A 26,286-nucleotide genomic window follows, 5' to 3' on the forward strand; every position below is an offset into this window, starting at 1 on the left:
TGAAAGAGGAGCCTGACGTGTATCGCGTTGGAATTGACGTCGGCGGCACGAATACCGATGCCGTTGTGTTGCAGGATAAAACCGTTCTGGCGGGGGTGAAGGCCTCAACGACAGAGGATGTGACATCAGGTGTCATCGAAGCCCTTGAAAAGGTCATCGAGGCATCGGGCATAGACAGGGCACGCATTGGCGCCGTGATGATCGGCACCACGCATTTCACCAATGCGGTGATCGAGCGTCGGCATATGGATGAGGTGGCCGCGATCCGGCTCGGCCTGCCATCCGGCGCCGGCCTGCCGCCCATGGTAGACTGGCCGGATGATCTCAAGGAAATCGTCGGCAACCACGGTTATCAGGTGCGTGGTGGTTATGAATTCGACGGCCGCGAAATTTCGCCGCTCGATGAGGACGAAATTGTCCGTATCGCCGCCGATATCCGCGCCAAGGGCCTGAAGGCTGCTGCCGTCACCTGCGTTTTCAGCGGCATCAACGATGCGATGGAGCTGCGGGCGAAGGAGATCCTGCAGGAGCGCTGCCCCGGCCTGCCGGTGGTGATGTCCAAGGATATTGGCCGTCACGGTCTGCTTGCGCGTGAAAGTGCGGCGATCATGAATGCCAGCCTGTTGTCGCTTGCCGACCGCACCGTTGCCGCTTTCGGCGAAGCGCTGAAGGCTGCGGGCATCACCTGCCCGTTTTATATCACCCAGAACGACGGCACGCTGATGGCGGCGGATGTGGTGCGCGGTTTCCCCGTGCTCACCTTCGCGTCCGGCCCGACGAATTCCATGCGCGGTGCGGCTTTCCTCACCGGCCTTAAGGATGCCGTGGTGGTGGATGTCGGCGGCACCACCTCCGATGTCGGCTCGCTGTCGCACGGCTTCCCGCGTCAGGCCTCGACCACGGTGGATATTGGCGGCGTGCGCACCAATTTCCGCATGCCCGACGTCTTCTCCATCGGTCTTGGCGGTGGTTCGCTGGTGGTCAATGGCGACAATGGCCTGACCGTCGGCCCGAAATCCGTCGGTTACCGGGTTCGCCGCGAGGCACTCTGCTTCGGTGGCTCGACCCTGACGGCAACCGATATCGCCGTTGCCTCCGGCAAGGCCGATGTGGGCGAGAAAGCGCTGGTTTCCAGCCTCGACAAGAAGCTCGTGGATGCGGCGGTCGACAAGATCAACGACATGCTCGAGGCCTGCGTGGAGCGCAGCCGCATCTCGTCGTCACCGGTGCCGGTGATCGCCGTTGGCGGCGGCTCCATCCTGATGCCGGATCGTATTGGCGATCTGGACGTCATCCGGCCTGAGAATTTCGCGGTGGCCAATGCCGTCGGTGCGGCGATTGCGCAGATCAGCGGCGAGACCGACCGGGTCTTCTCGCTGGTGGATGGACGCACGCGCGAGAGCGCGCTCGCAGAAGCCGAGGCCGAGGCACGCGAGAAGGCGATTGCCGCTGGCGCGATTGCCGAAACGCTTGAGGTCATCGAGCGCGAGGACATGCCGCTTGCATACCTGCCCGGCAATGCCACCCGCATTCATGTGAAAGTTGTTGGAGAAATGGGAGCCAATCATGGCTGAGACACGCAAGCTGAAATATGATGAAGCGGCATTGCGGACGCTGACCCGTGAAGATCTCGACGCGCTGGAAATCGGCGCCGGCATTCTTGGCACGGGCGGCGGCGGCAATCCCTATCTCGGCAAGTTGCTGGCGCTGGAGGCCATGAAGGCCGGTTACGAGATGAAGATCCTCGCGACCGACGCTATCGAGCCGGACGCGCTCTGCATGTCGATCGGCGGCATCGGCGCGCCTGTCGTCGGCGTCGAGCGCATTCGTGAAGGCCGCGAAGGCCTTCGTTGCCTGCGCGCGATGGAAGAGCTGATCCGCACGCCCGTAGACGCCATCGTCTGCGAGGAAATCGGCGGTTCCAATTCGATGAACCCGCTGGTGACGGCGGCGCTTGGCGGCCTGCCGATCCTCGATTGCGACGGCATGGGCCGCGCATTCCCGGAAATGCAGATGACCACCTTCTCCATCTACGGCCACAGTTCCACGCCATCGGTGATGTGCGATCTGCACGGCAATGCCGTCATTTTCAGCCACGCCGTTTCCGAAGTCTGGCACGAGCGCATGGCGCGCGCCTGCGTCGTCTCGCAGGGCGGCGGCGCAATGCTGGCGACCGCGCCGATGCAGGCGCATTACGTGCACCAGTATGGCATTCCGAAAACCTACACCAAGGCGATCGCCATCGGTGAGGCGGTGATCCGTGCCCGCAAACAGCAGGAAGACCCGATTGCCGCAGTCTGCGCACTCGAAGGCGGACGGCGCATCTTCAACGGCAAGATCACCGATCTGAAGCGCCATCTGCGCGGCGGTTTCGCGGTCGGCGATCTCACGCTGTCGGGCTTCGACGATTGCGCCGGCCAGACGGCGGGCGTCGCCATCCAGAACGAATTCCTGCTGTTTTCCCGTGACGGCAAGGTGGAAGTGACGGTGCCCGACCTGATCGTCCTGCTCGATGTCGACACCGGTTATCCGATCACCACCGAAGTCCTGCGTTATGGCCAGCGCGTGGCCGTCATCGCCATCCCCTGCCATGACCTGCTGCGCAGCGCCCGCGCGCTTGAAGTCGTCGGGCCGGCGGCCTTCGGTTATCCGGACATTCCTTTCTCACCGCTGCCCGTTCCGGTCAGCAAGGCTGCCTAACCATAAGCGGGGCCAATGACCCGCAATAAAGAGGAGAACGACAATGAAAATGCCTGTACTTTCTTCCCGTCTCGCCGCGTTGGCGCTCGGCACGGCGCTCGTGCTGCCGCTTATCTCTTCCGCAGCCCTTGCGGAAGACAAGGTGTCGGTTGCGGTCAACACCATGCAGATATTCAGTTCGCTCGACCCGGCGAAGGTGACCGATTACACCGGCTACATGGCCATCGTTAACATGTATGACGGCCTGACCACGGTGAACGCCAAGGGCGAGATCGTGCCGCATCTGGCGAAATCCTGGGAGATTTCGCAAGACGGCCTGACTTACACCTTCCACCTGCGCGACGATGCGAAGTTTCAGGACGGCACGGCGGTGAAGGCCGCCGATCTTGCCTGGTCCATCCAGCGCCTGCTCGGCATCAACAAAGGCCCGTCAAACCTCATCGTCGGCGTGCTGAAGCCCGAAAACGTCACTGCCCCTGACGATGCGACGCTGGTCATGAAGATCGACCGCCAGTTCTCGCCCTTCATGGCGGCGACGCCCTTGATGATGGCGCTGAACAAGACGCTGATCGAGGCCAATGCCAAGCCGGAAGACAAGTGGGGCGAGGCCTATGTCGGCGAACATTCCGCCGGCTCCGGCCCCTACAAGCTCGTCAGCTACAATCGTTCCGCCGATATGGTCATTGCCCGCAATGCCGATTATTTCCTCGGCTGGACCAAGGGCAAGCCGATTGACGAAGTGCGCTTCGTGCAGACCAGCGACGACGCCACCGTCAAGGCGCTGGCGGAAAAGGGCGAACTCGGCCTTTCCTCGCACGGTCTTGGCAACGACACCTATGAATCCATCGGCCGGATGAAGGGTTACAAGCTGATCCAGACCCGCACCGCCGGCGGTTTCGTCATCAAGCTCAACACCAAGGTCTATCCGACCGACGACGTGCACGTTCGCCGCGCCATCGCCTATGCGACCGACTACAAGACGATCCAGGACGTGATCTATCCGGGCTTCGACATGCGCGGACCGCTCTCCGACGCATTCAAGGATGCGCATAACGGCGATATCCAGCCGGGCGTCTACGATCTGGAAAAAGCCAAGGAAGAGCTGGCGAAGTCGAAATATGCCGGCCAGAAGATCACGCTGGTCAACAGCTATGTCGCGTCGCTGGCCTTCGAGGCCGAAGTGGCGTTGCTGTTGCAGTCCAGCCTCGAGCAGATCGGCATCACGCTCGATATCAAGCCGGAGCCGTGGAACCGCATCGTCGAGCTGTCCTCCAAGCCCGAAACCACCCCGGCATCGACGCAGGTGAATATCTCTCCGACCTATCCGTCGCCGGATTCGATGTTCTACAACCAGTATCATTCCAAGGTTTCCGGCACCTGGATGTCTATGGAATGGCTGCAGAACGCGGAAATCGACGGCCTGATCGACAAGGTTCGCGCCACCACCGATGTCAATGAGCAGAACGCCACCTACAAGGAACTGCAGACGAAGATCGCCGATCTTCAGCCTGACGTCTGGGCCGTTGCGCCGAACCGCCGTTATGCGGCGAACAAGTGCCTTCAGGGTTACGAGTTCATTCCCATGCAAAGCTGGGACCTGAACTTCTCCAACTTCCATTGGGACTGCAAGGCGGAGTGATCTCCGCCTCATGAAAACCGGCCCCGCCACAAATGGCGGGGTTGGCCAGACTTGGAACTTCAAAGGGAAGGAGCATCGCTTGCGGCCGGAAAGGCTGCGGCATGCCCGAGGATGACGCATGATCCAGGAATTTTCCGAAGACGATATCGAACCTCTGGCCACCGGCGCCTGGATTCTGGGAACGGGAGGCGGCGGCAATCCCTATATCTCGACGCTCAACCTGCGCCGTCTTTATGCCGAGGGCAGGCGGGTAAAGGTCATGGACCCCATGGCGCTCGCCGATGACGATATGGTTGCCGTCGTCTCCAAGATGGGTGCGCCGCTTGTCGGTCAGGAGCGGCTGGGGGATCCCGTGCATCTCGCCCGTGCCGTCGAGGTTATGGAGGATTATCTCGGCAAGCCGTTCCGGGCGATCATGAGCGTTGAAATCGGTGGTTCCAATGCGCTGTCGTCCTTCCTCGCCGCCGCCGTGCTCGACCGGCCGGTCGTTAATGCCGATGCCATGGGACGCGCCTATCCGGAAGCGCAGATGACATCCTTCGCCATCGGCAACCTGCCGATGTTTCCGCTGTCGCTGGTCGATGTGCGCGACAATGAGGTGATCGTGACGCGGGCTGCTTCGTGGAAATGGATGGAGCGCATCTCGCGCAAGGTCTGCACCGAAGTCGGCTCCACCGCCGCCACCTGCAAGGCGCCGCGCACCGGCAAGGAAGTGAAGGAATGGGGTATTCATTACACCGTCACCAAGGCGACCGAACTCGGGCGCGCGGTGATGGAGGCGCGTGCGCGCCATGACGATCCGGTTCAGGCGGTTCTCGACCATGAGGGCGGCAAGCAGCTGTTCCGGGGCAAGGTGGTGGATGTGGCGCGTGAGACCACCGGTGGTTTCCTGCGCGGCAGCACGACTATTGAAGGCATCGATGCGGACCGGGGTTCGCGCATGGAGCTGGCCTTCCAGAACGAATGGGCGGTCGCCTTCCGCGATGGCCAGCCGGTCGGCATGACGCCTGACCTGCTCTGCCTTCTCGACACGGTTTCCGGCGGCGCCATCGGCACGGAATCGGTGCGATATGGCCAGCGCGTCACGATTGTCGCCCTGCCGGCGCCGGAGCTTTTGACGACACCTGCCGGCATCGCCGCCGTCGGCCCGCGCGCCTTCGGTTATGACATTGACTTCAGATCGGTATTCCCATGAAACGCATCGGTATTGACGTTGGCGGCACCAATACGGATGCCGTTCTGATCGATGGAGACACCATCGTCGCTTCCATCAAGGTCCCGACAACGCAAGATGTGCTGTCCGGCGTAAAGGCGGCGCTTGCCCATGTGGCGGGCCATGTCGGTGCGGTCGACCGGCCGATTGATGCGGTGATGATCGGCACCACCCATTTCACCAATGCGGTGGTGGAGCGCGCCCGGCTGGAACGGGTCGCGGCGATCCGCATCGCATTGCCAACAGGTTCTTCACTGCCGCCGATGTGCGATTGGCCGAAGGATTTGCGCGAGGCCGTGGATCCGCTGATCTTCATGGTTCACGGCGGCCATGAATATGACGGCAGCCCACTGGTGCCGATGATCCCGGATGAAATCCGCGAAGCTGCGATGAAAATCCGCGATGCGGGCATCACCTCCATCGCCATTTCGGCAACCTTCTCACCGCTGACGACGGAGTGCGAGGTGAGGGCGGCGGAAATCGTCCGTTCTGTAATCCCTGATGCGCGCATCACGCTTTCCCATACGCTTGGCCGCATCGGGCTTCTCGAGCGAGAAAATGTCGCTCTCCTCAATGCAGCGCTGCAAACGCTCGGCAAGACTACTGTTCAGGCATTTTCGGATGCGCTGCGCGAAGCGGGCGTGAAGGCGCCGTTCTATCTGACCCAGAATGACGGCACCGTGGCGCTCGCGGATGTGGCCGCCGCCAACCCCGTGCACAGCTTCGCTTCCGGCCCGACCAATTCGATGCGCGGTGCGGCTTTCCTCACCGGGCTTTCCGATGCCATGGTGGTGGATGTCGGCGGCACCACCTCCGATATCGGCTGCCTTGTCGGCGGTTTTCCGCGCGAGGCGAACAATATCGTCCATATTGGCGGGGTACGCACGCTTTTCCGTATGCCTGATCTTCTGCCGATTGCGCTCGGCGGCGGCACCATCGTTGACCCTGAGACAGGCAAGATCGGCCCGCGCTCGGTCGGTTACCGCATTCTGACGGAAGCCCGGGTTTTCGGCGGTGAAACGCTGACGACGTCGGATATCGCCGTTGCCGCCGGCCTGATCGAGATGGGTGACCGCGACCGTGTGAAAGACCTCGATCCGGCTTTCGTGCAGGTCTCGCTTCAACGCATCCGTGACATGGTGGCCGACAGTTTCGACCAGATGAAGACCTCGGCCGAAGACGTGCCGCTGGTTGCCGTCGGCGGCGGGGCTTTCCTGATCCCGGAGACGGTTCCGGGCGCATCGGAAGTGCTGCGCGTAGAAAATGCCGGCGTTGCCAATGCGCTGGGCGCGGCGATGGCGCAGGTTTCCGGCGAGGTCGATCAGGTCTTTTCCGGCCTGAGCCGCGATGAGGCCCTTGCGAAGGCCGAGTCTGAGGCGCAGAACGCAGCCGTTGCGTCTGGCGCGGAGCGGACGAGCCTCAAGACGCTTGAGGTGGAGGATATTCCAATCGCCTATCTGCCGGGCGGCGCTCGCAGAGTGCGCGTACGGGTCATCGGCGATATCGCCTTTCATTGATGGTAAGAGGCCCTGCCGGAGCGGGGCGACGAGGGAGTGAGCACATGACGAAGATCGCACTGGCCATTCACGGTGGTTGCGGCGTGATGCCGGAAGACAGCATGACGGCCGGGGAGTGGGCTGCTGCGCGCGACGATCTGGCGGCGGCGCTGCGTGCCGGTTATGGCGTGCTGAAGGCTGGCGGAACCGCGCTTGAGGCGGTCGAGGCGGCGGTCGTCGTCATGGAGGATAGCCCGCATTTCAACGCCGGCCACGGGGCTGCACTCAACGAAAACGGCGTTCACGAACTCGATGCATCCATCATGGACGGTGCCACGCTGGCGGCAGGCGCGATCAGCGCATCCCGCGCCATCCGCAACCCGGTGAAGGCGGCCCGCGCGCTGATGGCGGATGAACGTGCCGTCTATCTGACGGGTGAGGCGGCCGACCGCTTCGCGAAGGAAAAGGGGCTCGCCACAGAACCGCAATCCTACTTCACCACGCAAAAGCGCGTGGAGGCACTGGCGGCGATGAAGCGTCATGCCGCCACAGGCACGGAAGCGACGGAAAATGAAAAACACGGAACCGTCGGCGCAGTGGCGCTCGATACGGCGGGGCATCTTGCTGCGGCCACCTCGACCGGCGGCTACACCAACAAGCCGGACGGCCGCGTGGGCGACAGTCCGGTAATCGGCGCCGGCACCTATGCACGCGATGGCGCCTGTGCGGTCTCCGGCACCGGCAAGGGCGAGTTTTTCATCCGTTATGTCGTCGGCCACGAGATCGCGTCCCGCGTTGCCTATCTCGGGCAGGATCTGGAGACCGCCGCCGGCGATCTCGTGCACAAGGATCTGGCCCCCTATGATATCGGTGCCGGTCTAGTGGCGATCGATGCCGAAGGCGGTATTGCTGCACCCTATAATACACCCGGCATGTTCCGCGGCTGGGTGACGCCGGCAGGCGAGGCGCGCGTGGCCACCCATGACACGGTCTATGAGGTGAAATTATAGGCTGCTGTCCCGTTCGCAGTAAAAAACCGGTGACATGAAGCGCTATCGGCGGCAAAAGGTCTGAACCGATACCGGCTCGTTTTTCATCCATGGTGCTGGCCTCATGAACATCAAGCAGCTCGAAGTCCTGCGCACGCTTCTTTCCACCGGCTCCACCATCGCCACGGCGAAGGCCATGGGTCTCAGCCAGTCCGGTGTCAGCCGGCTTCTGGCGCAGCTCGAATCGGATCTGTCGCTGACACTGTTTGCCCGCGACAAAGGGCGGCTCATTCCGACGCCGGAGGCCGCACTTCTTGCCCGTGATGCCGAAAATGTGCTGCTCGCCGTCGATCGCATGTCCGGCCATGCCGAAGATCTGCGCAATGGCGCCGCCGGTCCGGAAATCGTCCGCATCGGTCTGCCGAGCAGCATGTGGGAGAATTTCGCGCCGGCCATGCTGATCGACTATGTCAGGGATTTCCCCGGTGTGCGTATCGAAACTTTCTTCGAAACGACGACGGCCATCAACAAGCTGGTGGGCGAGCGGGTGATCGATCTGGGTTTCCTGCGGATGGAAGGCGAGATCGGACCGGGCATCGATGTCGAGCAGGTGGCGGCCGGCAAAAGCGTCTGCGTGGTCCGGGAAGATCATCCGCTGGCCACACTTGCCGAGATTACCGTGAAGGACCTGCGCAACATTCCGCTGATCCTGATCGGCCGCCAGCGGCCGAACCGCATGGCGCTCGATCAGGTTTTCAAGAAGGCCGGTGTCAAGCCGATGGTGAAGATCGAGACTCACACCAACAGTTCCGCCTGCGCCTATGTGGCGCACGGGCTGGGGGTGACGATCATCAGCAGTTTTTATGCGAATCTCTACCGGCATCTTCCCGTCGTTGCCCGGCCATTCGTCCCGCAGGCGACGCAGGAATTCGGTCTTGCCCGCGCCTCCGGTGCACCCTTGTCCATCGCGGCGCAGGCGTTGAGCGATGCCCTGAAGCGGGAAATCCAGCTGTCGCAAAAAATCGACTGAAAACAGGATTCTTCGGGAAAAATCTCATTGTCTTTGTCAGGATGAAACGGGCCACCATTCTGCATAGACGTATGACGTTTACGCATAATATTGCGCCATATTTATCAATCCGTCATAGTTACCAGCAACGAAACCGATAGAGGCGGGATGTCATTCCCGGCCATCAATCGTGGGGAACCGATGATAAGATTCATACTGAGCCGTCTTTTGATGGCGCTGCCGACGATCGCATTCGTGTCGATCACGGTCTTTGCGCTCATCCGCTTCATTCCTGGCGATCCGGCCGCCCTGATGCTGGGCGACATGGCGCAACCGGAACAGATCGAAGCCATGAGGACCGAACTCGGCCTCGACAAGTCCATGCCGCAACAATTCGCCATCTGGGCCGGCAACGTGGTGCAGGGCGATTTCGGCCGCTCCATCGTTAATGACGAGGCGGTGTTGCCGCTGGTCGTCTCGCGCTTCCTCGTCAGCGCCGAGATCGTCGTGGTCGCCGTGCTGCTCGCCAGCCTGATTGCGGTTCCGGCAGGTGTGATAGCGGCCTGGAAACAGAACAGCCTGACCGATCTTGCGCTGGTGGGAACGGCAACCCTGCTTCTGTCCATCCCGACATTCTGGCTGGGCCTGCTGCTTCTGCTGTTTTTCGGCCTCAAGCTCGGCTGGCTGCCGGTGCTGGGATATGTGTCGATCAGCGATAATCTCGTCGGCGGCATGCTTTATCTCGTCCTGCCCGTCATGACGCTGGTGATCCATGAAATGGGCGTTCTGATCCGCATGGCGCGCGCCTCGACGCTGGAAGTGCTGCGGCTGGATTATATCACCCACGCCCGTGCCAAGGGCCTTTCGGAAAGCGCCGTGCTCTGGCGGCATGCTTTCAAGAACGCATTCGGTCCGACCTGGACGATGATCGGTCTCATCCTCGGCAATCTTCTCGGCGGCATCGCCGTCATCGAGACGGTGTTCACCATTCCCGGCCTCGGACGGCTGATGGTCGACAGTATTTTTGCCCGCGACTATCCGGTCATTCAAGGCTGCCTGCTGTTCGTCTCGCTGTCCTATGTGCTGGTCAACCTGTTCGTCGACCTTCTTTATCCTCTCTTCGATCCGCGTGTGGTTGCCGAATGAAAAAGTTCACACTTAACGGGCTTATCGGCGGCTTTCTCATCGCCCTCCTGCTCATCACCGCCGCAACCGGCCTGTTCTGGACCCCTTATGATCCGATGAAGCTCGGCTTTGCCTCGCGTCTGGTCGGCCCAAGCGCCAGCCATCTTCTCGGCACCGACGAATTCGGGCGCGATGTTTTGAGCCGCCTGATGGTCGGCGCACGCGCCAGCGTCTGGATCGGTTTTCTGACGGTCAGCTTCGCGACGATCTTCGGTACGCTGATCGGCCTTGTCAGCGGTTATGCGCGCGGCTGGGTGGATGGCGTCATCATGGCCATCAACAATGCGCTCTTGGCCTTTCCGGGCATTCTGCTGGCGCTCGGCCTGCTCGCGGTTTTCGGCGCAAACCAGTATGGCATCATCTTCGCGCTCGGCATCGCCTATACGCCATCCATGGCCCGCGTGGTGCGCGGTGCCGTGCTTTCTCTGCGTGAGCGGGAATTCATCGAGGCGTCGCTGGTGATGGGCAATGGCGAGATCTACACCATGTTCCGCCACATCCTGCCCAATTGCATCGCGCCGATCACGGTTCTTGCCACCTCCATGTTTGGCTGGGCCATCCTGTCGGAAAGCGCGCTCTCCTTCCTCGGCCTCGGCGTGCCGCCGCCGGCCCCCACCTGGGGCAACATGCTGGCCGCCGGCCGACCCTTCATCCAGCAGGCCGTCTGGCTCGGGCTTTTCCCCGGTCTCTGCATTGCGCTGACGCTGCTTGGCATCAATCTTCTGGGCGATGCCCTTCGCGACAGGCTTGACCCGCGCATGAGAGGTCTCAAATGACGGATAATACACTTCTCACCGTTCGCGGCCTTTCGCTCGAAGTCGCCAGAACCGGCCATCGGGTGGTCAAGGATGTTTCCTTCGATATTGCCGCGGGCGAAATCTTCGGCATCGTCGGCGAAAGCGGCTCGGGCAAGACGCTCGCCACCCGCGCGCTCATCTCGCTTCTGCCGCCGGCCATCGCCGTCACCGGCGGGTCGATCGTCTACAAGGGGCAGGATGTCATGTCCCTGCCGGTGAAGGAGCTTCGGCGTCTGCGCGGCGCGGAGATCGGCGTGGTGTTTCAGGAGCCGATGACCTCCCTCAACCCATCGATGACGATTGGCCGGCAGCTGGAAGAGGGGCTGATCCTTCACACGAAGTTGTCGCCCGAAGAGCGCCGTGAGAAAATTCTCGACATGCTGCGCCGGGTCGGCATCCGCGATCCCGAAGGCGCGCTGACGGCCTATCCGCACGAGTTTTCCGGCGGCATGCGCCAGCGCATCATGCTGGCTTCTGTCATGCTGCTGAAACCGGCCCTGCTGATCGCCGATGAGCCGACGACGGCGCTTGATGCGGTCATCCAGCGCGATGTCATGGAATTGATGGTGGAGCTGACGCGGGCGGAAGGTACCGCCGTTCTCCTCATCAGTCACGATCTGCCGATGGTGGCACGTTATACCAGCCGCATCGTGGTGATGGAAAAAGGCGCGATCGTCGAACAGGGCCGTACCGAGGACCTGCTGGACGCGCCGCAGCACCCCTATACGAAAAAACTTCTTTCCTCCCTGCCGTTTCGCGGTGAGCCGCGCAGTATTGACACCTCCAGGGCGCCGATGGTTTCGGCCCGCGATATCGTCGTCGATTATGCCGGCCGCAAATCCCTGCTGAAAAAAGCCAAACCGAAGCGGGCGCTGCATGGCGTCAGCATCGATATTCACGAGGGCGAGGTCGTGGCGCTCGTCGGCGGTTCCGGTTCCGGCAAAACGACGCTTGGCCGCACCATTGCCGGGCTCGTGCAGGAGAGCGAAGGTCACATCCGCTTTCAGGGCCGCGAGCGCAACGAGGACTGGAAGGATTATCGCCTGAATTGCCAGATGGTGTTTCAGGATCCCTATTCCTCGCTCGATCCGCGCATGACCATTCAGGCGTTGGTGGAAGAGGCGTTGCGCCTCGTGCCTGATCTCGATCAGGCTGCCAAGCGCAAGCGGGCGCTGGAAACGCTGGAGGAAGTGGGGCTCGGCGCTGACTACGCCGCCCGTTATCCGCACGAGCTTTCCGGCGGCCAGCGCCAGCGCGTGGCGATCGCCCGCGCCATTGCCCGCCGTCCGCGGTTCCTGATCGCCGACGAACCGGTCTCGGCGCTCGACGTGACGGTGCGGGCGCAGGTGCTCGATCTCTTTTCCGATCTGCAGAAACGTTACGGTTTTTCCTGCCTGTTCATCAGCCACGATCTTGGCGTGGTGGAGCAGGTGGCAGACCGCGTCGTCGTCATGCAGGACGGCCGCATCATCGAAGAGGGTGACCGCAACACGATTTTCGACAGTCCGAAGGAAGCCTATACGCGCCGGCTGCTCTCGGCCATTCCCGCCCTCGACCAGAATGAAAAGGGCGGCGTGACACTGAAATGGCGTCTGGAAGATGAAGTTTAACAGGAAGATGACAATGACTGTGGCTGCCCAATTAAATGCGATCTGTGATGCACAGCCTTTCGTGACGCGCTTCATGGTGCGCAATCTCCTGACCGGCGAAGAGATCGGGCGGGGAGAAAACGAGGAGACGCCATCGGGCAGCACCCGCAAGACGTCGATCATGATGGCTGTTCTGAAAGCCGCCAGCGAAGGGCGGATCGATCTCGACCAGCCCGTCACCTATGAGGAGCGGCTGGCGGAAGAGGTTGCGAGCGGCATGTTCCGCTATATGACGCCGGGCATCGTCATTTCGCTGCGCGATGCCGTTGCCGGCATGATGGTGCTGAGCGACAATGTCTGCACCAAGATGGTGCTGGAACGGCTGACGCTGGAAGAGGTGGACGGCTATTGCAAGTCGCTCGGCATGGCCAATACCCATCACCGTTTCCTCATCCCGCCGCTGGCGCTGGCGGCCGACCATCCGTTGAAGACAGTTACGACCACCTCGGCGGCGGATCAGGTGCTTCTGCTGCAGACAATTCTGGATGCGCAATCCTCGCCGGAAGCGCAGGCAAAGCTCGGTTGCAGCCCGCAATTGTGCGAATGGGCGATGCAGACGCTGAAAAACCAGATTTTGCGTTATGGAATCCGCTCCCGCCTGCCTTTCGAGGCCGTGGTGGCCAGCAAGAGTGGGCGCGGCAAGCGCGGGCGCATGGATGCCGGCATCGTCTACAGAAACGGCGCGCCGTCCTTCATCATCACCACCTACACCGACGAGGTGCCGCAAACCATGCCTGACGGCACGCCGGGATACACCATCGCGCTCGAGACGATCGGCCGGCTGGCACAGGCCTGCTGGGACGGTTTTTAACCGAGCATTTCCAGTAAAAGTGCGTAGCGGTTTTACGTCCGGAAAATGCGTAAAAACAAAGAGATAGAGCACGTCTAAAACTTCAATTTAAACGGACGTGCTCTAGTCACAATCAACGACAACAAAGAGGGTAGAACAGTGAAAAAACTTCTTCTCGCAGGCGTTGCCCTGCTGGTAACGGTCAATATCGCGGCGGCCCGCGACATCACCATTGCGCAAAGCTCGGATCTGCGCAGCAACAATCCGGGCGTGAACCGCGACGGCAATACGGACGGGGTGATCCTGCACATCGTCGAGGGCCTCGTCGGTTATAACAATGCCGGCGAGGTGAAGCCGCTTCTGGCCGAAAGCGTCGAGGTCGCGCCTGACGGCCTGACCTATACGTTCAAGCTGCGCAAGGACGTGAAATTCCACAATGGCAAACCGCTCACCGCAGAGGATGTCGTCTGGAACTGGACACGGTATCTGAAACCGGAAACAAAATGGACCTGCCTCAACGATTTCGCCGAAGGCGGGGCAGCACATGTCACCGGCGTCAAGGCCACGGATGCATCCACGGTCGAGATCACCCTTGAAAAACCCTCCGGCGTTTTCCTTGGCCTCATGTCGCGGCCGGAATGTGGTTATACCGGCATGATCTCGCCGGAATCGGTTGCTGCCGATGGCGGCTTCGTCAAGCCGATCGGCACCGGGCCGTTCCAGTGGGACGAGTGGAAGAAAGGCGAATATATCCGCCTCGCCAAATTTGCCGATTATGTTTCGCCGGCAAATGACGGCAAGCCTGATGGCATGGTCGGCTCCAAGCGGCCGCTGGCCGACGGCATCAAATTCATGGTCATTCCTGATGCTTCGACGGTGAAGGCGGGCCTTGAATCCGGTGTGCTCGACACGGCCGAGATTTCTCCCGATCTCATTCCGGAATTCAAGACCAATGAGAAGATGCAGCTCATCGTTGCCCGCAACAACGGCAAGAACCTGTTCTACATCCAGACCCGCGACAAGGTGCTGAGCAATCCCGGCGTGCGCCGCGCCATGGCGATGGCGCTCGATCTCGATGAACTGGTCGCGGCGGCATCCAACGGCACGGGGGAAGCCAACGGTTCGATGGTCTCGCAGGACTCGGTCTATTTCGACGAGACCCAGAAAAAGCGTCCGGCCTATGATGTCGAAGCGGCGAAGAAGGAACTGGAGGCCGCCGGTTACAAGGGCGAGCCGATCTCCATCATCGCCAACAAGCGCGGCAACGTGCCGAGTTTCCCGGCCGCCGTCATGGCGCAGGCCATGATGCAGCAGGCGGGTCTCAACGTGCAGATCGAGGTGCTGGACTATGCCACGCAGGTGGATCGCCGCCGTTCCGGCAATTATCAGGTGATTTCGCAGTCGGTTGCCCCGCGCCTCGACCCGGCGCTGATGTATGCCTTCTATGTCGGCAACAAGGACAAGAATGCCTCGCTGATGTGGGATGATCCGAAGGCGATCGAGCTGATGAAGGCGGCCTATGTCGAGGCCGACCAGACGAAGCGCCAGAAGATTTTCGACGAGTTCCATGAGCTGATGCTGAAGGAAATGCCGGGCATCTTCCTCTACGACATGGTCGATGTCTGGGGCGCGACGAAGAAGCTCAAGGGCCAGCCGGTCTGGCAGTCGAACGCCCGCCTCTGGGAAGTCTCGGTCGAAAACTGATCCACTCTTGCCCGCGCCGGAGGCGGACCCCGGCACGGGCTTTCCATCATAGGGTGCAAGGATTTGGCGGTGCATCCGCCGAAGCGCTTGCGCGTGCCCGCAAAGGGCGGAAATGCGAGGACAAGCCATGAACCGTGATGCCGTGATGTCGATTGCTGCCGAAGTCGAGGCCATGAAGTCCGACTTCACCACCTTGAGCGACAGCATCTGGGATTTTGCCGAGCTTAAATTCGAAGAACGGCAATCCGCCGGCGTTCTGGCAAGTGCGCTGGAGGAAAACGGCTTTGCGGTTCGCCGCGGTGTGGCAGGCATGGAAACGGCCTTCATCGGCGAATTCGGCTGCGGCAAGCCGGTCATTGCCTTCCTCGGCGAATTCGATGCGCTGGCCGGCATGAGCCAGGTGGCCGATGTGGCGCAGGTGCAGCCGCGCGAGGCGGGCGCCACCGGCCATGGCTGCGGCCATAACCTGCTCGGAGTCGGTTCGCTGATGGGGGCCATTGCGCTCGCCCGGCATCTGCAAGCCAATAATCTGCCCGGCACCGTGCGTTATTACGGTTGCCCCGGTGAGGAGGGCGGTTCCGGCAAGACCTTCATGGTGCGCGCCGGCCTGTTTGGCGATGTCGATGCGGCGCTGACCTGGCATCCGGCACCGTTCAACGGCGTGCGTTCCACCAACAATCTTGCCGTGCTGGAATATTTCTACCGTTTCAAGGGTGTTGCGGCCCACGCCTCCAACGCGGCCCATCTCGGACGCTCGGCGCTCGATGCCGTCGAACTCATGAATGTCGGCGTCAACTTCCTGCGCGAACACATGCCGCAGGACTGCCGGGTGCATTATGCGATCACCGATACCGGCGGCAAGGCGGCGAATGTGGTGCAGGCGAAGGCGGAAGTGCTCTACCTGATCCGAGCGCCGGAGATGCGCCAGGCGCTCGATCTCGCCGCTAGGGTGGACAAGGTGGCGCGTGGCGCGGCGATGATGACCGAAACGGAGGTGGAAATCGTCTTCGATACCGCTTCCACCAATCTCCTGCCCAATATCACGCTGGAAACGGCGATGCATGAAAACATGGTGGCGCTCGGCCCCATCGCTTTCGACGAGGCGGATATCGCTTTCGCCAAACGTATTCAGGATACTTTCACCGACGAGGCGATCAAAAGCAGCATCCGGCTCTATCAGATAAAGGGCGATGTCTTTTCCAACCGGAAGATCGACGGGTCGACGCCGCTGCATCTCGGGCTGCGGGATTTCGAGGGCCAGTCGCATTTCCGGGCGGGTTCCACCGATGTCGGTGATGTCAGCTGGGTGACGCCGACGGCGCAGTGCTGGACGCCGGCCTGGGCGATCGGCACCAATCCTCATACCTGGCAGGTGGTGGCGCAGGGCAAAAGCCCCGCTGCCCACAAGGCTATGGCGCATGCCGCCAAAACACTTGCATCGACCGGCCTGGCGCTGATGACCTCGCCGCCACTGCTCGCCAGCGCCAAAAAAGAATGGCAGGAAAAGACCGAAGGCAGCGAATATGTCTGCCCGATTCCGGCCGATGTGATGCCCGGTTCGCACGGCTAGAGCACCTGTGTTCGCGCACCCGCCTCGGCGCAGGTCTGCGGGTCTGAAGTCGGAAGCAGATCCGTCGTCATATTCGGCGCCATTCTTGGGTTCGAGCCCAGGCTCCACGATTTCAACGGCTTATGGATCCTCGCCTCAAAGGCGAGGGTGACCGAAAGCGGCTTCGGTCCGCTTATCGCAATCCGGCCTCCGCTCCGCGCCCTTCCCAAAATTCTCCTCATCACCGCCTTGTGTGCCGCTTCGCCGTCTCGCCGTGAAGAAAGCATTGACGTTCGGACCAAAAATGGAATAAATATATCGCACAGCAGAAAATCGGTTTCATTATTCCGTTTTCTGTATGTGAGGAGGCAGCGGCGAGCTTTCGGGGTCGCCTCCGGCTGGGAGAGGTGGCGCCGGACACCGAGGAGGAGAAAACAATGAAGAAGTTTATTATCGGCGCAGCCATGTCTGTGCTTCTCGGTACGGCGGCGCATGCGGAGACAGTCGGTGTCTCGATGGCGCTGTTCGACGACAACTTCCTGACCGTGCTGCGCAACGGCATGCAGGATTATTCCAAGGAACTGAAGGGCGTTACCCTGCAAGTTGAAGACGCGCAGAACGACGTCGCCAAGCAGCAGAGCCAGATCCAGAATTTCATCGCTTCCAAGGTCGATGCCATCATCGTCAACCCGGTCGATACCGATGCGACGGCGGCCATGTCCAAGCTGGCCGCGGACGCGAAAATTCCGCTGGTTTACGTCAACCGCCAGCCGGTGAACGTGGATACGCTGCCGGACGGACAGGCATTCGTCGCCTCCGATGAAACGGTGGCCGGCACGCTTGAAGCGAAAGAAGTTTGCCGCCTTCTCGGTGGCAAGGGCAAAGCCGTCATCATGATGGGCGAGCTTTCCAACCAGGCGGCGCGCATGCGCACGCAATCTGCAAAGGACGTTCTGCAGACCGACGAATGCAAGGGCATTTCGGTTGTTGAAGAGCAGACCGCCAACTGGCAGCGTACGCAGGGTTCCGACCTTGTCACCAACTGGCTCTCCAGCGGTATCGAATTTAACGCCGTCATCGCCAACAACGATGAAATGGCGATCGGTGCCGTTCAGGCGCTGAAAGCTGCTGGCAAGGACATGAAGGAGTATGTCGTTGCCGGTGTGGACGCTACCCAGGACGCGCTTGCGGCGATGCAGGCGGGCGATCTCGACGTGACGGTGTTCCAGGATGCTGCCGGCCAGGGCAAGGGCGCTCTCGATGCGGCTCTGAAGCTCGTCAAGGGCGACAAGGTCGAGAAGAAGGTCTACATTCCCTTCCAGCTCGTCACGCCGGAAAACGTCAAGGACTACGTGGCCAAGAACTGACGATCCCGTTGCGGCATCTGCGACCGACCAAAATATGGTCGCAAGCAGATGCCGCAGCCGGACGGCAGCCGAAGGCCAGGCCCGTGGGCCGATGCGGGTAATAGAATTTCAGTTAATTCAAAGTGTTACAGCGCTGTTCCCTGTCGTTGAGACACGGCGCTGTAAGCCTCCCCGGAGGAAGGGCGCGGTTTCGCAGGGCCGTTTTTCCGGTCATTTTTTCTATTGTGGAGGATGAGATGGTCGTCAGTCCATCGACAATGGCTGCCGTGCGCGCCAGCGGCGCCGTGCCGAATTCGGAATTTCTTCTCTCGGCGGAAGGTGTGCGCAAGGAGTTTCCCGGTGTCGTGGCGCTCGATGATGTGTCGTTCCATCTCAAGCGTGGCACGGTGCATGCGCTGATGGGGGAGAATGGTGCCGGCAAATCGACGTTGATGAAGATCCTTGCGGGGATTTATCAGCCCGACAGCGGTGAAATCCGCCTGAAAGGCGCTGCGATACGCCTCGATTCCCCTCTCGATGCGCTCGAAAACGGTATCGCCATGATCCATCAGGAACTCAACCTGATGGCCTATATGACGGTGGCCGAGAACATATGGATCCGCCGCGAACCGAAGAATCGGCTGGGTCTCATCGACCATGGCGAAATGTATCGCCGCACCGAGACTCTGCTGGAAAGGCTTGGCATCGATCTCGATCCGGAAACCCGCGTCGGCGAGCTATCGGTCGCAAGCCGCCAGATGGTCGAGATCGCCAAGGCGGTTTCCTATGATTCCGACGTTCTGATCATGGACGAGCCGACATCGGCGCTGACGGAACGCGAGGTCGAGCATCTTTTCCGTATCATCCGCGACCTCAGAGAGCGCGGCATCGGCATCGTCTACATCACCCACAAGATGAACGAGCTGTTCGAGATCGCCGACGAGTTTTCAGTCTTCCGCGACGGCAAGTATATCGGCACCCATGCTTCCTCCGACGTGACGCGCGACGACATCATCCGCATGATGGTGGGTCGCGAAATCACCCAGATGTTTCCGAAGGAAGAGGTTCCGATCGGCGACGTTGTACTGTCGGTCAAGGACCTGACGCTCGACGGCGTGTTCCATGACGTGTCCTTTGAGGTCCGGGCCGGTGAAATTCTCGGCGTTGCCGGCCTCGTCGGTTCCGGCCGTTCCAATGTGGCGGAAACGGTCTTCGGCGTGACACCCGCGTCCTCTGGCACCATTGCGATCGACGGCAAACCGGTTGCGATCAACAGTCCGACGGAGGCTATCCGCCGCCGCATGGCGTTTCTGACGGAGGATCGCAAGGATACGGGATGCCTGCTCATTCTCAATATTCTCGAGAACATGCAGATCGCCGTCCTGCAGGACAAATATGTCGCCAACGGTTTCGTGCAGGAGAACGCGCTGTCGGACGCCTGCGAGGAGATGTGCCGCAAGCTGCGGGTCAAGACGCCGCATCTTTACGAGCGCATCGAGAACCTGTCCGGCGGTAACCAGCAGAAGGTGCTGATCGGCCGCTGGATGCTGACCAAGCCGCGCATTCTCATTCTGGATGAGCCGACGCGCGGTATCGACGTCGGGGCCAAGGCGGAAATTCACAAGCTGGTTTGCGAGATGGCGCGACAGGGCGTCGCCGTCATCATGATTTCCTCCGAAATGCCGGAGGTTCTGGGTATGAGCGACCGTGTCATGGTCATGCATGAAGGTCGGGTGACGGGTTTCCTTGACAGAAGTGAAGCCACGCAGGTGAAGGTGATGGATCTCGCATCGCGGTGAGGCGCGCCGGGATTTCTCGAGGAGGAATGACTATGAATACGAACGCCGCCGCCAACACAGAGTTGGATGGAAAATCCGGACGCAGGCCGCACAGGCGCATTCCGCCGGAGGCCAATATCTTTTTCGTGCTGATCGGGATCGCACTGGTTTACGAACTGCTCGGCTGGATTTTCATCGGCCAGAGCTTCCTGATGAACCAGCAGCGCCTGACGATCATGATCCTGCAGGTCTCGGTGATCGGCATCATCGCGGTCGGCGTCACGCAGGTCATCATCACCGGCGGTATCGATCTGTCCTCCGGTTCCGTCGTCGGCCTGACGGCGATGTTGTCCGCCAGCGTGGCGCAATCATCCACCTGGCCGCGGGCGCTGTATCCGGGGTTGACGGATCTGCCCTTCTTCATACCGCTGGCCGTGGGCATATTGGCCGGTACGCTGGCCGGCTTCATCAACGGCCAGCTCATCGCGCGCACCAAAATTCCGCCCTTCATCGCCACGCTCGGCATGATGGTGACGGCGCGTGGGCTTTCCAAGTGGTATACGAAGGGCCAGCCGATTTCCGGCCTGACCGACGGTTTCAACTTCATCGGCACGGGTATCTGGCCGGTGGTGGTTTTCCTTGTCGTCGCCGTCATCTTCCATGTGGCGCTGCGTTATACGCGCTACGGCAAATTCACCTATGCGATCGGCGCCAACCAGCAGGCGGCGCGCGTGTCCGGTATCAATATCGAGGCGCATCTGATCAAGGTCTATGCCATTGCCGGCATGCTGGCCGGTCTTGCCGGCGTCGTCACCGCCGCCCGTGCGCAGACGGCGCAGGCCGGCATGGGCGTGATGTATGAGCTCGATGCCATCGCGGCTGCCGTCATCGGCGGCACGTCGCTCGCCGGCGGTGCGGGCCGCATCACCGGAACGGTGATCGGCACCATCATCCTCGGTGTCATGACATCGGGCTTCACGTTCCTCAGGGTCGACGCCTATTACCAGGAGATCGTCAAGGGCCTGATCATAGTGGCGGCCGTTGTCGCCGACGTCTACCGGCAGAAGAAACGCGCAAAACGTTAGGCATTCCTCCCGGACCTGGGGCAAGCTTTCAGGCTTGCCCCTTTTTATGTTGTGGCACTGAAGCCCGATTTTCTTGCGGTGCGGTTGGCCGGTTTCAGGCCTTGCTGTTTCGGTATTCGTAAACAGCCTTGCCAAATGCCTCGAACAGGGCGCGCGATGGTGCGTCCGTTTCAGCCCAATATTCCGGATGCCATTGCACGCCGACGGCAAAACCCTTGGCGTCGATGACGGAGACGGCCTCGATGGTGCCGTCCGCCGCCGTCGCTTCCACCTGAAGGCGCGGGGCGGTTTCGGCGATCGCCTGCCGGTGCAGCGAATTGATCTGGATTTCCCCCGACATGCCGAGATGCTGCGCAATGCAGGAACCTTCGCGCACCTGCACGGGCTGGCGGATGGCGAAGGCCACGTCGCGGTTGTCATGTTCGGGCTTGCGGTGATCCCATATGCCGGGCTGTTCCTGAATTTCGGAAGCCAGCGTACCGCCGAGCGCGACGTTCAATTCCTGAATGCCGCGACAGATGGCGAGCATGGGAATGCCGCGTTCGATGGCGCGGCGAATGAGCGGCAGGCTGGTGGCGTCGCGGGCCGGATCGAAAGGGCCGTCGCTTTCCTGCGCTTCTTTTCCGTAAATCGAGGGATGCACATTGGTGGCGGAGCCGGACACAAGCAGGCCGTCGACCCGGTCGAGAATAGCATCCACTTCGTTACCATCCTCGAAGGCGGGGACGATGAAGGACATGACACCCGCCACCTTTAATGCGGCGGAAACATACTGGTTCTGCGCCGCGTGCCAGTCGGCTCCGGTAAAATGCCGGATGTCGGCGGGGACGGCGATGATCGGTTTTGGCATGGTGGCTCCGGCGGCGAATTTTCGAAATATGTGCGACTGCCGAGGTGCCAAGTCAAGCGCGCCTTTTGCTTTGTTGGGGTCGGATATGCGTCTAAAGTATAAGGCGGCGCGATGATATTTCAGTTGCAAATAAAATACGCAGGAAAGTTCCGGAAAAGCCCGGATTTTCCGCGATTAATTCTTTGTGCGGGTGCTTGTCATCTGGCCGGTAACCGTGCTTACTTTGCGGTGATGCCTGAACAGCAAAAGGGGAATTCAAGCTGCGGGCAGCGTTCATATCTGGGAGGATATAGATGGATCGCCGTTCCTTTATGAAAAAAGGTGCGCTTGCGGGAGCCGTGACGGCTCTGGCCGCGCCCGCCATTGCGCAGCAGAACACCAAGATCAACTGGCGCCTGACGTCGTCGTTTCCCAAATCGCTCGACACGATCTATGGCGGCGCCGAGGACATTGCCAAGCACGTTGCCGCGGCAACCGACGGCAATTTTACCATCCAGCCCTTTGCCGCCGGTGAAATCGTGCCCGGCCTGCAGGCGGCCGATGCCGTATCGTCCGGCACGGTGGAAATGTGCCATACCTGCTCCTATTATTATGTCGGCAAGGATCCGACCTTCGCCATCGGCACGGCGATACCCTTCGGCCTCAATGCCCGCCTGACCAATTCCTGGTTTTACGAAGGCAACGGCAACAAGCTGCTCAATGAATTTTACGCCAAACATAATCTCTACGGCATGATCTCCGGCAATACCGGCGCCCAGATGGGCGGCTGGTTCCGCAAGGAAATCAACACCGTTGACGATTTCAAGGGCGTGAAGATGCGCATCGCCGGTCTGGCCGGCAAGGTGGTGGAAAAGCTCGGTGTCGTGCCGCAGCAGATCGCCGGCGGCGACATCTATCCGGCGCTGGAAAAGGGCACCATCGATGCCGCCGAATGGGTCGGTCCTTACGACGACCACAAGCTCGGCTTTCAGAAGGTGGCGAAATATTATTATTATCCGGCCTTCTGGGAAGGCGGCCCGGTCATCCATTCCTTCGTCAATCTGGACAAGTGGAACAGCCTGCCGAAGAGTTATCAGACGGCCCTTCAGGATGCCTGCGCCTTCGCCAACACCAGCATGATGGCGAAATACGACGCCAAGAACCCGATCGCCATCAAGCAGCTGGTTTCGGAAGGCGCGGTGCTCCGGCCGTTCAGCCAGGAAATCCTCGAGGCCTGCTACAAGGCCGCGCTGGAGGTCTATGCCAATATTTCGGCATCCAACCCGGACTTCAAGAAGATCTACGAGGACCAGGTCGCCTTCAAGCGTGAAGGTTATCTGTGGATGCAGCTTGCGGAATATACCTTCGATACCTTCATGATGATCCAGCAGCGTAACGGCAAGCTCTGATTATTCGGTAACGGCGGCGGACCGGGCAAAGGCCTCGGAGATTTCGGTCTCCGGGGTTTTTGCTGTGCGGAAGCCTTCATGTCTCCGACAACAAAGGATGATTTACGATCGGACCTGTTGTGAGCGAAAGCAGCAGGCTCCGCGACCAGCCGGAGTGTCGGCGAGGATTGGCCACGCCGACCTCGGCAAAGGCCTTGCTCTCAACTGTGGAGGTGATGCGATGTGGAAACCGCTGAGCATTACGCTTTGGTTTAGGAAGAACCGGACGGGCTGGTCTATCTCCGTCCGGTTCAATTTTCTAAGCAGATAAGCAAACGGAAGGCAGGGCTGGAACCCTGTCTTCCACTCCGCAATCATAAGCGTTTCGCCCAATCCTTACAAGACAGCTCTTACGGTCCGATCTTCGGGGGTTCGCCGAGATTAGGCATGCCCGGCAAGCCCCCCGGCTGGCCGAAATTAGGCATGGTGTTGCCGCCCTGATTGCCGAAGGCGGGCACCTCGATCTTGATGGAGTTCAGATCGACCTCAGGCGCCTTGTCCAGCCAGTAGGTAACGGATTCCGGCCAGAAGATCACGATGGCGACGAGAATGAGCTGCATTCCGAGCCACGGGATGGCGCCCATGTAGATATCCGACGTCTTGACCGAGCGCGGCGCGATGGAGCGCAGGTAGAACAGCGCAAATCCGAAGGGCGGATGCATGAAGCTCGTCTGCATGTTGATGCAGATCAGCACGCCGAACCAGATCAGGTCGATGCCGAGCGACTGGGCGATTGGCGCCAGCATCGGGATGACGATGAAGGCGATCTCGAAGAAATCGAGGAAGAAGGCGAGGAAAAAGATGAAGATGTTGACGAAGATCAGGAAACCGATCGGCCCGCCCGGAATGCCCGACAACATGTGTTCGATCCACAGCGACCCGTCCATGCCCTGAAAGACGAGGGAGAAGCAGGTGGCGCCGACCAGAATGAACACCACCATTGAGGTGATATGCATGGTGGAATGCATGCCCTGCTTGACGAGGTCCCAGGTAAGACGGCGATGTGCTGCGGCCAGCGCCATGGCGCCAACGACGCCGAGCGCACCCGCCTCGGTTGGGGTGGCAAGGCCGAGGAAGATGGTTCCAAGCACGAGGAAGATCAGGACGATCGAGGGGATCATGCCCGCCAGCACGCGGAACACCAGCTTGCGGTCGAGTTCGCCGCGGGCTTCCGGCGGCAGCGCCGGCAGATCCTTCGGCCGCACGATCGACATCAGCAGGATGAAGAGCATGAAGATCGCCACCTGCAGGATCGAGGGACCGATCGCGCCGAGATACATGTCACCCACGGATTTGCCGAGCTGGTCGGCAAGCACGATCAGCACGAGGGACGGCGGAATGACCTGCGTGATCGTGCCGGATGCGGCGATGACGCCGGTGGCAAGCCGCGGATTGTACCCGTATTTCAGCATGATCGGCAGCGAGATGACGCCCATGGTGATGACGGAGGCCGCAACCGTGCCGGTGATTGCGCCAAGGATCGCGCCGACGATGATGACGGCATAGGCGAGGCCGCCGGGAATGGCGCCGAACAGCTTGCCCGTTCCCTCCAGCAGATCCTCCGCCAGTCCGCATCGCTCCAGGATCGCGCCCATGAAGGTGAAGAAGGGAATGGCGAGCAGAAGGTCGTTCGAGACGATGCCGAAGATGCGCAACGGCAAGGCCTGAAGAAAGGCCGGCGAAAAATGCTCGGTGAAGATGCCGATGACGCCGAAAACGAGGCCGACGGTGGCAAGCGAGAAGGCGACCGGAAATCCGTAAAGCATGAAGATGATCATGCCGAGGAACATCAGTGGCGGAAGAATACCATATTCGAACATGGGAAATATCCTAAAGGTTCAGATCGGCGCGATCATTGCAGCGGTTTTTCGTACTTCGTATCCAGCGCATAAAGCCCGTTGAGGGCGCCTATGCGCTTGATGAGTTCTGAAAACCCCTGAAGAACCAGGAGGGCGAAACCGGCGAAGATGACGAGTTTCACCGGCCAGCGGATGAGGCCACCGGCATTCGAGGACATTTCGCCCTGGTGCCAGGACAGGGTGAACATGGGCCAGGACAGCCAGGCGAGGTAAAAGCAGCCGGGAAGCAGGAACAGAACGATGCCGACAATATCCACCCAGATGCGGCTGCGCGGCGAAATCGCGCCATAGATGATGTCGACGCGCACATGTTCATTCATGCGCAGCGTATAGGATGCGCCGATCAGCACGATGAAGGCGAACATGTACCACTGGATTTCAAGCCAGCCGTTGGAGCTGTAGTTGAAAGCATAACGAACCATGGCGTTGCCGGCGCTGACGAGGCAGCAGATAAGCACCAGGTAACCGGCGACCTTACCCAGAGCTTCGCTCGCAAGGTCTATCAAGGCACTTAGTTTCAAAAGCGACTTCATGACTTTCCCCTTTTCCCTTTGCGGGTTATGGCGGGGAGCAAAGCCAGACAGCTCTTGCGGCGGTCACGCCTCCACGTGCATCCGCTCAGCCGAGTTCCGGTGTTCCTCCCATGGAATCCCGTGTATGGGCAGGGCGCTCGAAAAGCAACCAAAACCGCCATCAGACAGGCCGAAGCGCCACGCTTTTCAACCGTTTGCGCCAGAATGTTGCCCGGTCGCACATTTTGTCCGGTTCCGCCGCACCGCTTGCGGCATCGCTGCTCTTTCACGCGGAACGCATTGCGCTTTTCTTCGACTTCATGTTACCTCTGGCTACGGAGAATCCGGCATGAGCCCGCGGTCGGCCGCGGGGCAGATTTCCCCCATGGCGGGAATGTCGGATGGAGCAAAGGGGAAGCGGAATGAGCGAACACCACACGGGTCCGGTCGAAGTTGGCGCCGAGATGAACTATGCCGAGCACGAAAAGACCTATAACGGCTTTCTGGCTTTGACGAAATACGGCACCATGCTCCTGTGCGTGCTGTTACTGGCCATGGTGGCCGGTTTCTTCACGTCTGCGGGCCTCCTTGGCGGCCTCATCGTCTTCCTCGTGCTTTCGGCTGCGGGTTTCATTCTGCTGCGCTGAACGAGCCGCCGGTCGCGGGTGGCTCCGTCGTGGATACCGGGCGAGGCGGACTACGGAAAGGC

21 protein-coding genes are annotated in these 26,286 nt (G+C 60.7%); 18 read left to right on the forward strand and 3 right to left on the reverse strand.

Translation table 11 applies throughout. The annotated features are described in order from the left end of the window. Positions 1-17: 17 nt before the first annotated feature. The 16 genes from ACI2KA_RS20315 to ACI2KA_RS20390 all read left to right on the forward strand — a co-directional run bounded on the left by ACI2KA_RS20315 (position 18) and on the right by ACI2KA_RS20390 (position 20,929). Positions 18-1,574 carry a hydantoinase/oxoprolinase N-terminal domain-containing protein gene (locus ACI2KA_RS20315; protein ID WP_404504268.1) on the forward strand — a complete coding sequence of 519 codons (1,557 nt, stop codon included), beginning with the start codon at positions 18-20 and terminating at the stop codon, positions 1,572-1,574. Further along, on the forward strand, positions 1,567-2,700 hold the full coding sequence (locus tag ACI2KA_RS20320; RefSeq protein ID WP_004438394.1) for a DUF917 domain-containing protein: 1,134 nt from the start codon (positions 1,567-1,569) through the stop codon (positions 2,698-2,700). The genes ACI2KA_RS20315 and ACI2KA_RS20320 overlap by 8 nt, the downstream gene beginning before the upstream one ends. A gap of 43 nt (positions 2,701-2,743) precedes the next feature. Beyond that, the gene (locus ACI2KA_RS20325; RefSeq protein WP_404504269.1) at positions 2,744-4,339 is read left to right on the forward strand and encodes an ABC transporter substrate-binding protein; all 1,596 of its coding nucleotides are present in this window, start codon (positions 2,744-2,746) and stop codon (positions 4,337-4,339) included. Between the two features lie 118 nt (positions 4,340-4,457). Then, positions 4,458-5,534 carry a DUF917 domain-containing protein gene (locus ACI2KA_RS20330; RefSeq protein WP_404504270.1) on the forward strand — a complete coding sequence of 359 codons (1,077 nt, stop codon included), beginning with the start codon at positions 4,458-4,460 and terminating at the stop codon, positions 5,532-5,534. Continuing rightward, complete coding sequence (locus tag ACI2KA_RS20335) at positions 5,531-7,069, forward strand: hydantoinase/oxoprolinase N-terminal domain-containing protein (RefSeq protein WP_404504271.1); 1,539 nt, start codon at positions 5,531-5,533, stop codon at positions 7,067-7,069. The genes ACI2KA_RS20330 and ACI2KA_RS20335 overlap by 4 nt, the downstream gene beginning before the upstream one ends. Positions 7,070-7,113: 44 nt before the next feature. Then, a complete protein-coding gene (locus ACI2KA_RS20340) occupies positions 7,114-8,058 on the forward strand; it encodes an isoaspartyl peptidase/L-asparaginase family protein (RefSeq protein WP_404504272.1) in 945 nt (314 codons plus the stop codon). Positions 8,059-8,161: 103 nt separating this feature from the next. After that, a complete protein-coding gene (locus ACI2KA_RS20345) occupies positions 8,162-9,067 on the forward strand; it encodes a LysR family transcriptional regulator (protein ID WP_404504273.1) in 906 nt (301 codons plus the stop codon). 180 nt (positions 9,068-9,247) lie between these two features. After that, positions 9,248-10,192, forward strand: coding sequence for an ABC transporter permease (locus ACI2KA_RS20350; protein WP_404504274.1), 945 nt, complete (start codon positions 9,248-9,250; stop codon positions 10,190-10,192). Further along, positions 10,189-11,007 carry an ABC transporter permease gene (locus ACI2KA_RS20355; RefSeq protein ID WP_404504275.1) on the forward strand — a complete coding sequence of 273 codons (819 nt, stop codon included), beginning with the start codon at positions 10,189-10,191 and terminating at the stop codon, positions 11,005-11,007. The genes ACI2KA_RS20350 and ACI2KA_RS20355 overlap by 4 nt, the downstream gene beginning before the upstream one ends. Further along, positions 11,004-12,638, forward strand: a complete 1,635-nt coding sequence (locus ACI2KA_RS20360) for an ABC transporter ATP-binding protein (protein ID WP_404504276.1) — start codon at positions 11,004-11,006, stop codon at positions 12,636-12,638. The genes ACI2KA_RS20355 and ACI2KA_RS20360 overlap by 4 nt, the downstream gene beginning before the upstream one ends. A 13-nt stretch (positions 12,639-12,651) precedes the next feature. Further along, a complete protein-coding gene (locus ACI2KA_RS20365; RefSeq protein ID WP_162936835.1) occupies positions 12,652-13,488 on the forward strand; it encodes a serine hydrolase in 837 nt (278 codons plus the stop codon). A 138-nt stretch (positions 13,489-13,626) separates the two neighbouring features. Next, positions 13,627-15,171 carry an ABC transporter substrate-binding protein gene (locus ACI2KA_RS20370; protein WP_404504277.1) on the forward strand — a complete coding sequence of 515 codons (1,545 nt, stop codon included), beginning with the start codon at positions 13,627-13,629 and terminating at the stop codon, positions 15,169-15,171. A gap of 127 nt (positions 15,172-15,298) precedes the next feature. Next, positions 15,299-16,741 (forward strand): M20 family metallopeptidase, encoded by a 1,443-nt coding sequence (locus ACI2KA_RS20375; RefSeq protein WP_404504278.1) that lies wholly within the window; start codon positions 15,299-15,301, stop codon positions 16,739-16,741. A 416-nt stretch (positions 16,742-17,157) separates the two neighbouring features. Then, positions 17,158-18,087, forward strand: coding sequence for a sugar ABC transporter substrate-binding protein (locus ACI2KA_RS20380; protein ID WP_404504279.1), 930 nt, complete (start codon positions 17,158-17,160; stop codon positions 18,085-18,087). 236 nt (positions 18,088-18,323) lie between these two features. Next, complete coding sequence (locus tag ACI2KA_RS20385; RefSeq protein ID WP_404504280.1) at positions 18,324-19,865, forward strand: sugar ABC transporter ATP-binding protein; 1,542 nt, start codon at positions 18,324-18,326, stop codon at positions 19,863-19,865. A gap of 32 nt (positions 19,866-19,897) precedes the next feature. Continuing rightward, positions 19,898-20,929, forward strand: coding sequence for an ABC transporter permease (locus tag ACI2KA_RS20390; RefSeq protein WP_404504281.1), 1,032 nt, complete (start codon positions 19,898-19,900; stop codon positions 20,927-20,929). A 94-nt stretch (positions 20,930-21,023) separates the two neighbouring features. Here ACI2KA_RS20390 and ACI2KA_RS20395 read toward each other — a convergent pair whose 3' ends face one another. Continuing rightward, positions 21,024-21,779 (reverse strand): gamma-glutamyl-gamma-aminobutyrate hydrolase family protein, encoded by a 756-nt coding sequence (locus ACI2KA_RS20395; protein ID WP_404504282.1) that lies wholly within the window; start codon positions 21,777-21,779, stop codon positions 21,024-21,026. Between the two features lie 293 nt (positions 21,780-22,072). Between ACI2KA_RS20395 and ACI2KA_RS20400 the strand changes: the two genes are divergently transcribed. Further along, a complete protein-coding gene (locus ACI2KA_RS20400) occupies positions 22,073-23,167 on the forward strand; it encodes a TRAP transporter substrate-binding protein (RefSeq protein WP_404504283.1) in 1,095 nt (364 codons plus the stop codon). Positions 23,168-23,556: 389 nt separating this feature from the next. Here the strand turns inward: ACI2KA_RS20400 and ACI2KA_RS20405 are convergent, their stop codons facing one another. Then, entirely contained in the window at positions 23,557-25,026 is a 1,470-nt protein-coding gene (locus tag ACI2KA_RS20405; protein ID WP_404504284.1) for a TRAP transporter large permease subunit, read from the reverse strand. Positions 25,027-25,058: 32 nt separating this feature from the next. Then, positions 25,059-25,598 (reverse strand): TRAP transporter small permease subunit, encoded by a 540-nt coding sequence (locus ACI2KA_RS20410; protein ID WP_404504285.1) that lies wholly within the window; start codon positions 25,596-25,598, stop codon positions 25,059-25,061. Between the two features lie 401 nt (positions 25,599-25,999). On the opposite strand from ACI2KA_RS20410, the gene ACI2KA_RS20415 reads away from it, so the two are divergent. Next, positions 26,000-26,224, forward strand: a complete 225-nt coding sequence (locus tag ACI2KA_RS20415) for an aa3-type cytochrome c oxidase subunit IV (protein WP_404504286.1) — start codon at positions 26,000-26,002, stop codon at positions 26,222-26,224. Positions 26,225-26,286: the final 62 nt, after the last annotated feature.

Source organism: Agrobacterium sp. NPDC089420 (assembly GCF_044900305.1).
Taxonomy (GTDB): domain Bacteria; phylum Pseudomonadota; class Alphaproteobacteria; order Rhizobiales; family Rhizobiaceae; genus Agrobacterium.

Bases quoted from the DNA above. Each gene is read 5' to 3' on its own strand.
- ACI2KA_RS20400 (WP_404504283.1), top strand. From the start codon at position 22,073: ATGGATCGCCGTTCCTTTATGAAAAAAGGTGCGCTTGCGGGAGCCGTG.
- ACI2KA_RS20390 (WP_404504281.1), top strand. From the start codon at position 19,898: ATGAATACGAACGCCGCCGCCAACACAGAGTTGGATGGAAAATCCGGA.
- ACI2KA_RS20355 (WP_404504275.1), top strand. From the start codon at position 10,189: ATGAAAAAGTTCACACTTAACGGGCTTATCGGCGGCTTTCTCATCGCC.
- ACI2KA_RS20410 (WP_404504285.1), bottom strand. From the start codon at position 25,598: ATGAAGTCGCTTTTGAAACTAAGTGCCTTGATAGACCTTGCGAGCGAA.
- ACI2KA_RS20380 (WP_404504279.1), top strand. From the start codon at position 17,158: ATGAAGAAGTTTATTATCGGCGCAGCCATGTCTGTGCTTCTCGGTACG.
- ACI2KA_RS20415 (WP_404504286.1), top strand. From the start codon at position 26,000: ATGAGCGAACACCACACGGGTCCGGTCGAAGTTGGCGCCGAGATGAAC.
- ACI2KA_RS20385 (WP_404504280.1), top strand. From the start codon at position 18,324: ATGGTCGTCAGTCCATCGACAATGGCTGCCGTGCGCGCCAGCGGCGCC.
- ACI2KA_RS20405 (WP_404504284.1), bottom strand. From the start codon at position 25,026: ATGTTCGAATATGGTATTCTTCCGCCACTGATGTTCCTCGGCATGATC.
- ACI2KA_RS20365 (WP_162936835.1), top strand. From the start codon at position 12,652: ATGACTGTGGCTGCCCAATTAAATGCGATCTGTGATGCACAGCCTTTC.
- ACI2KA_RS20395 (WP_404504282.1), bottom strand. From the start codon at position 21,779: ATGCCAAAACCGATCATCGCCGTCCCCGCCGACATCCGGCATTTTACC.
- ACI2KA_RS20360 (WP_404504276.1), top strand. From the start codon at position 11,004: ATGACGGATAATACACTTCTCACCGTTCGCGGCCTTTCGCTCGAAGTC.
- ACI2KA_RS20350 (WP_404504274.1), top strand. From the start codon at position 9,248: ATGATAAGATTCATACTGAGCCGTCTTTTGATGGCGCTGCCGACGATC.
- ACI2KA_RS20375 (WP_404504278.1), top strand. From the start codon at position 15,299: ATGAACCGTGATGCCGTGATGTCGATTGCTGCCGAAGTCGAGGCCATG.
- ACI2KA_RS20330 (WP_404504270.1), top strand. From the start codon at position 4,458: ATGATCCAGGAATTTTCCGAAGACGATATCGAACCTCTGGCCACCGGC.
- ACI2KA_RS20325 (WP_404504269.1), top strand. From the start codon at position 2,744: ATGAAAATGCCTGTACTTTCTTCCCGTCTCGCCGCGTTGGCGCTCGGC.
- ACI2KA_RS20335 (WP_404504271.1), top strand. From the start codon at position 5,531: ATGAAACGCATCGGTATTGACGTTGGCGGCACCAATACGGATGCCGTT.
- ACI2KA_RS20320 (WP_004438394.1), top strand. From the start codon at position 1,567: ATGGCTGAGACACGCAAGCTGAAATATGATGAAGCGGCATTGCGGACG.
- ACI2KA_RS20340 (WP_404504272.1), top strand. From the start codon at position 7,114: ATGACGAAGATCGCACTGGCCATTCACGGTGGTTGCGGCGTGATGCCG.
- ACI2KA_RS20345 (WP_404504273.1), top strand. From the start codon at position 8,162: ATGAACATCAAGCAGCTCGAAGTCCTGCGCACGCTTCTTTCCACCGGC.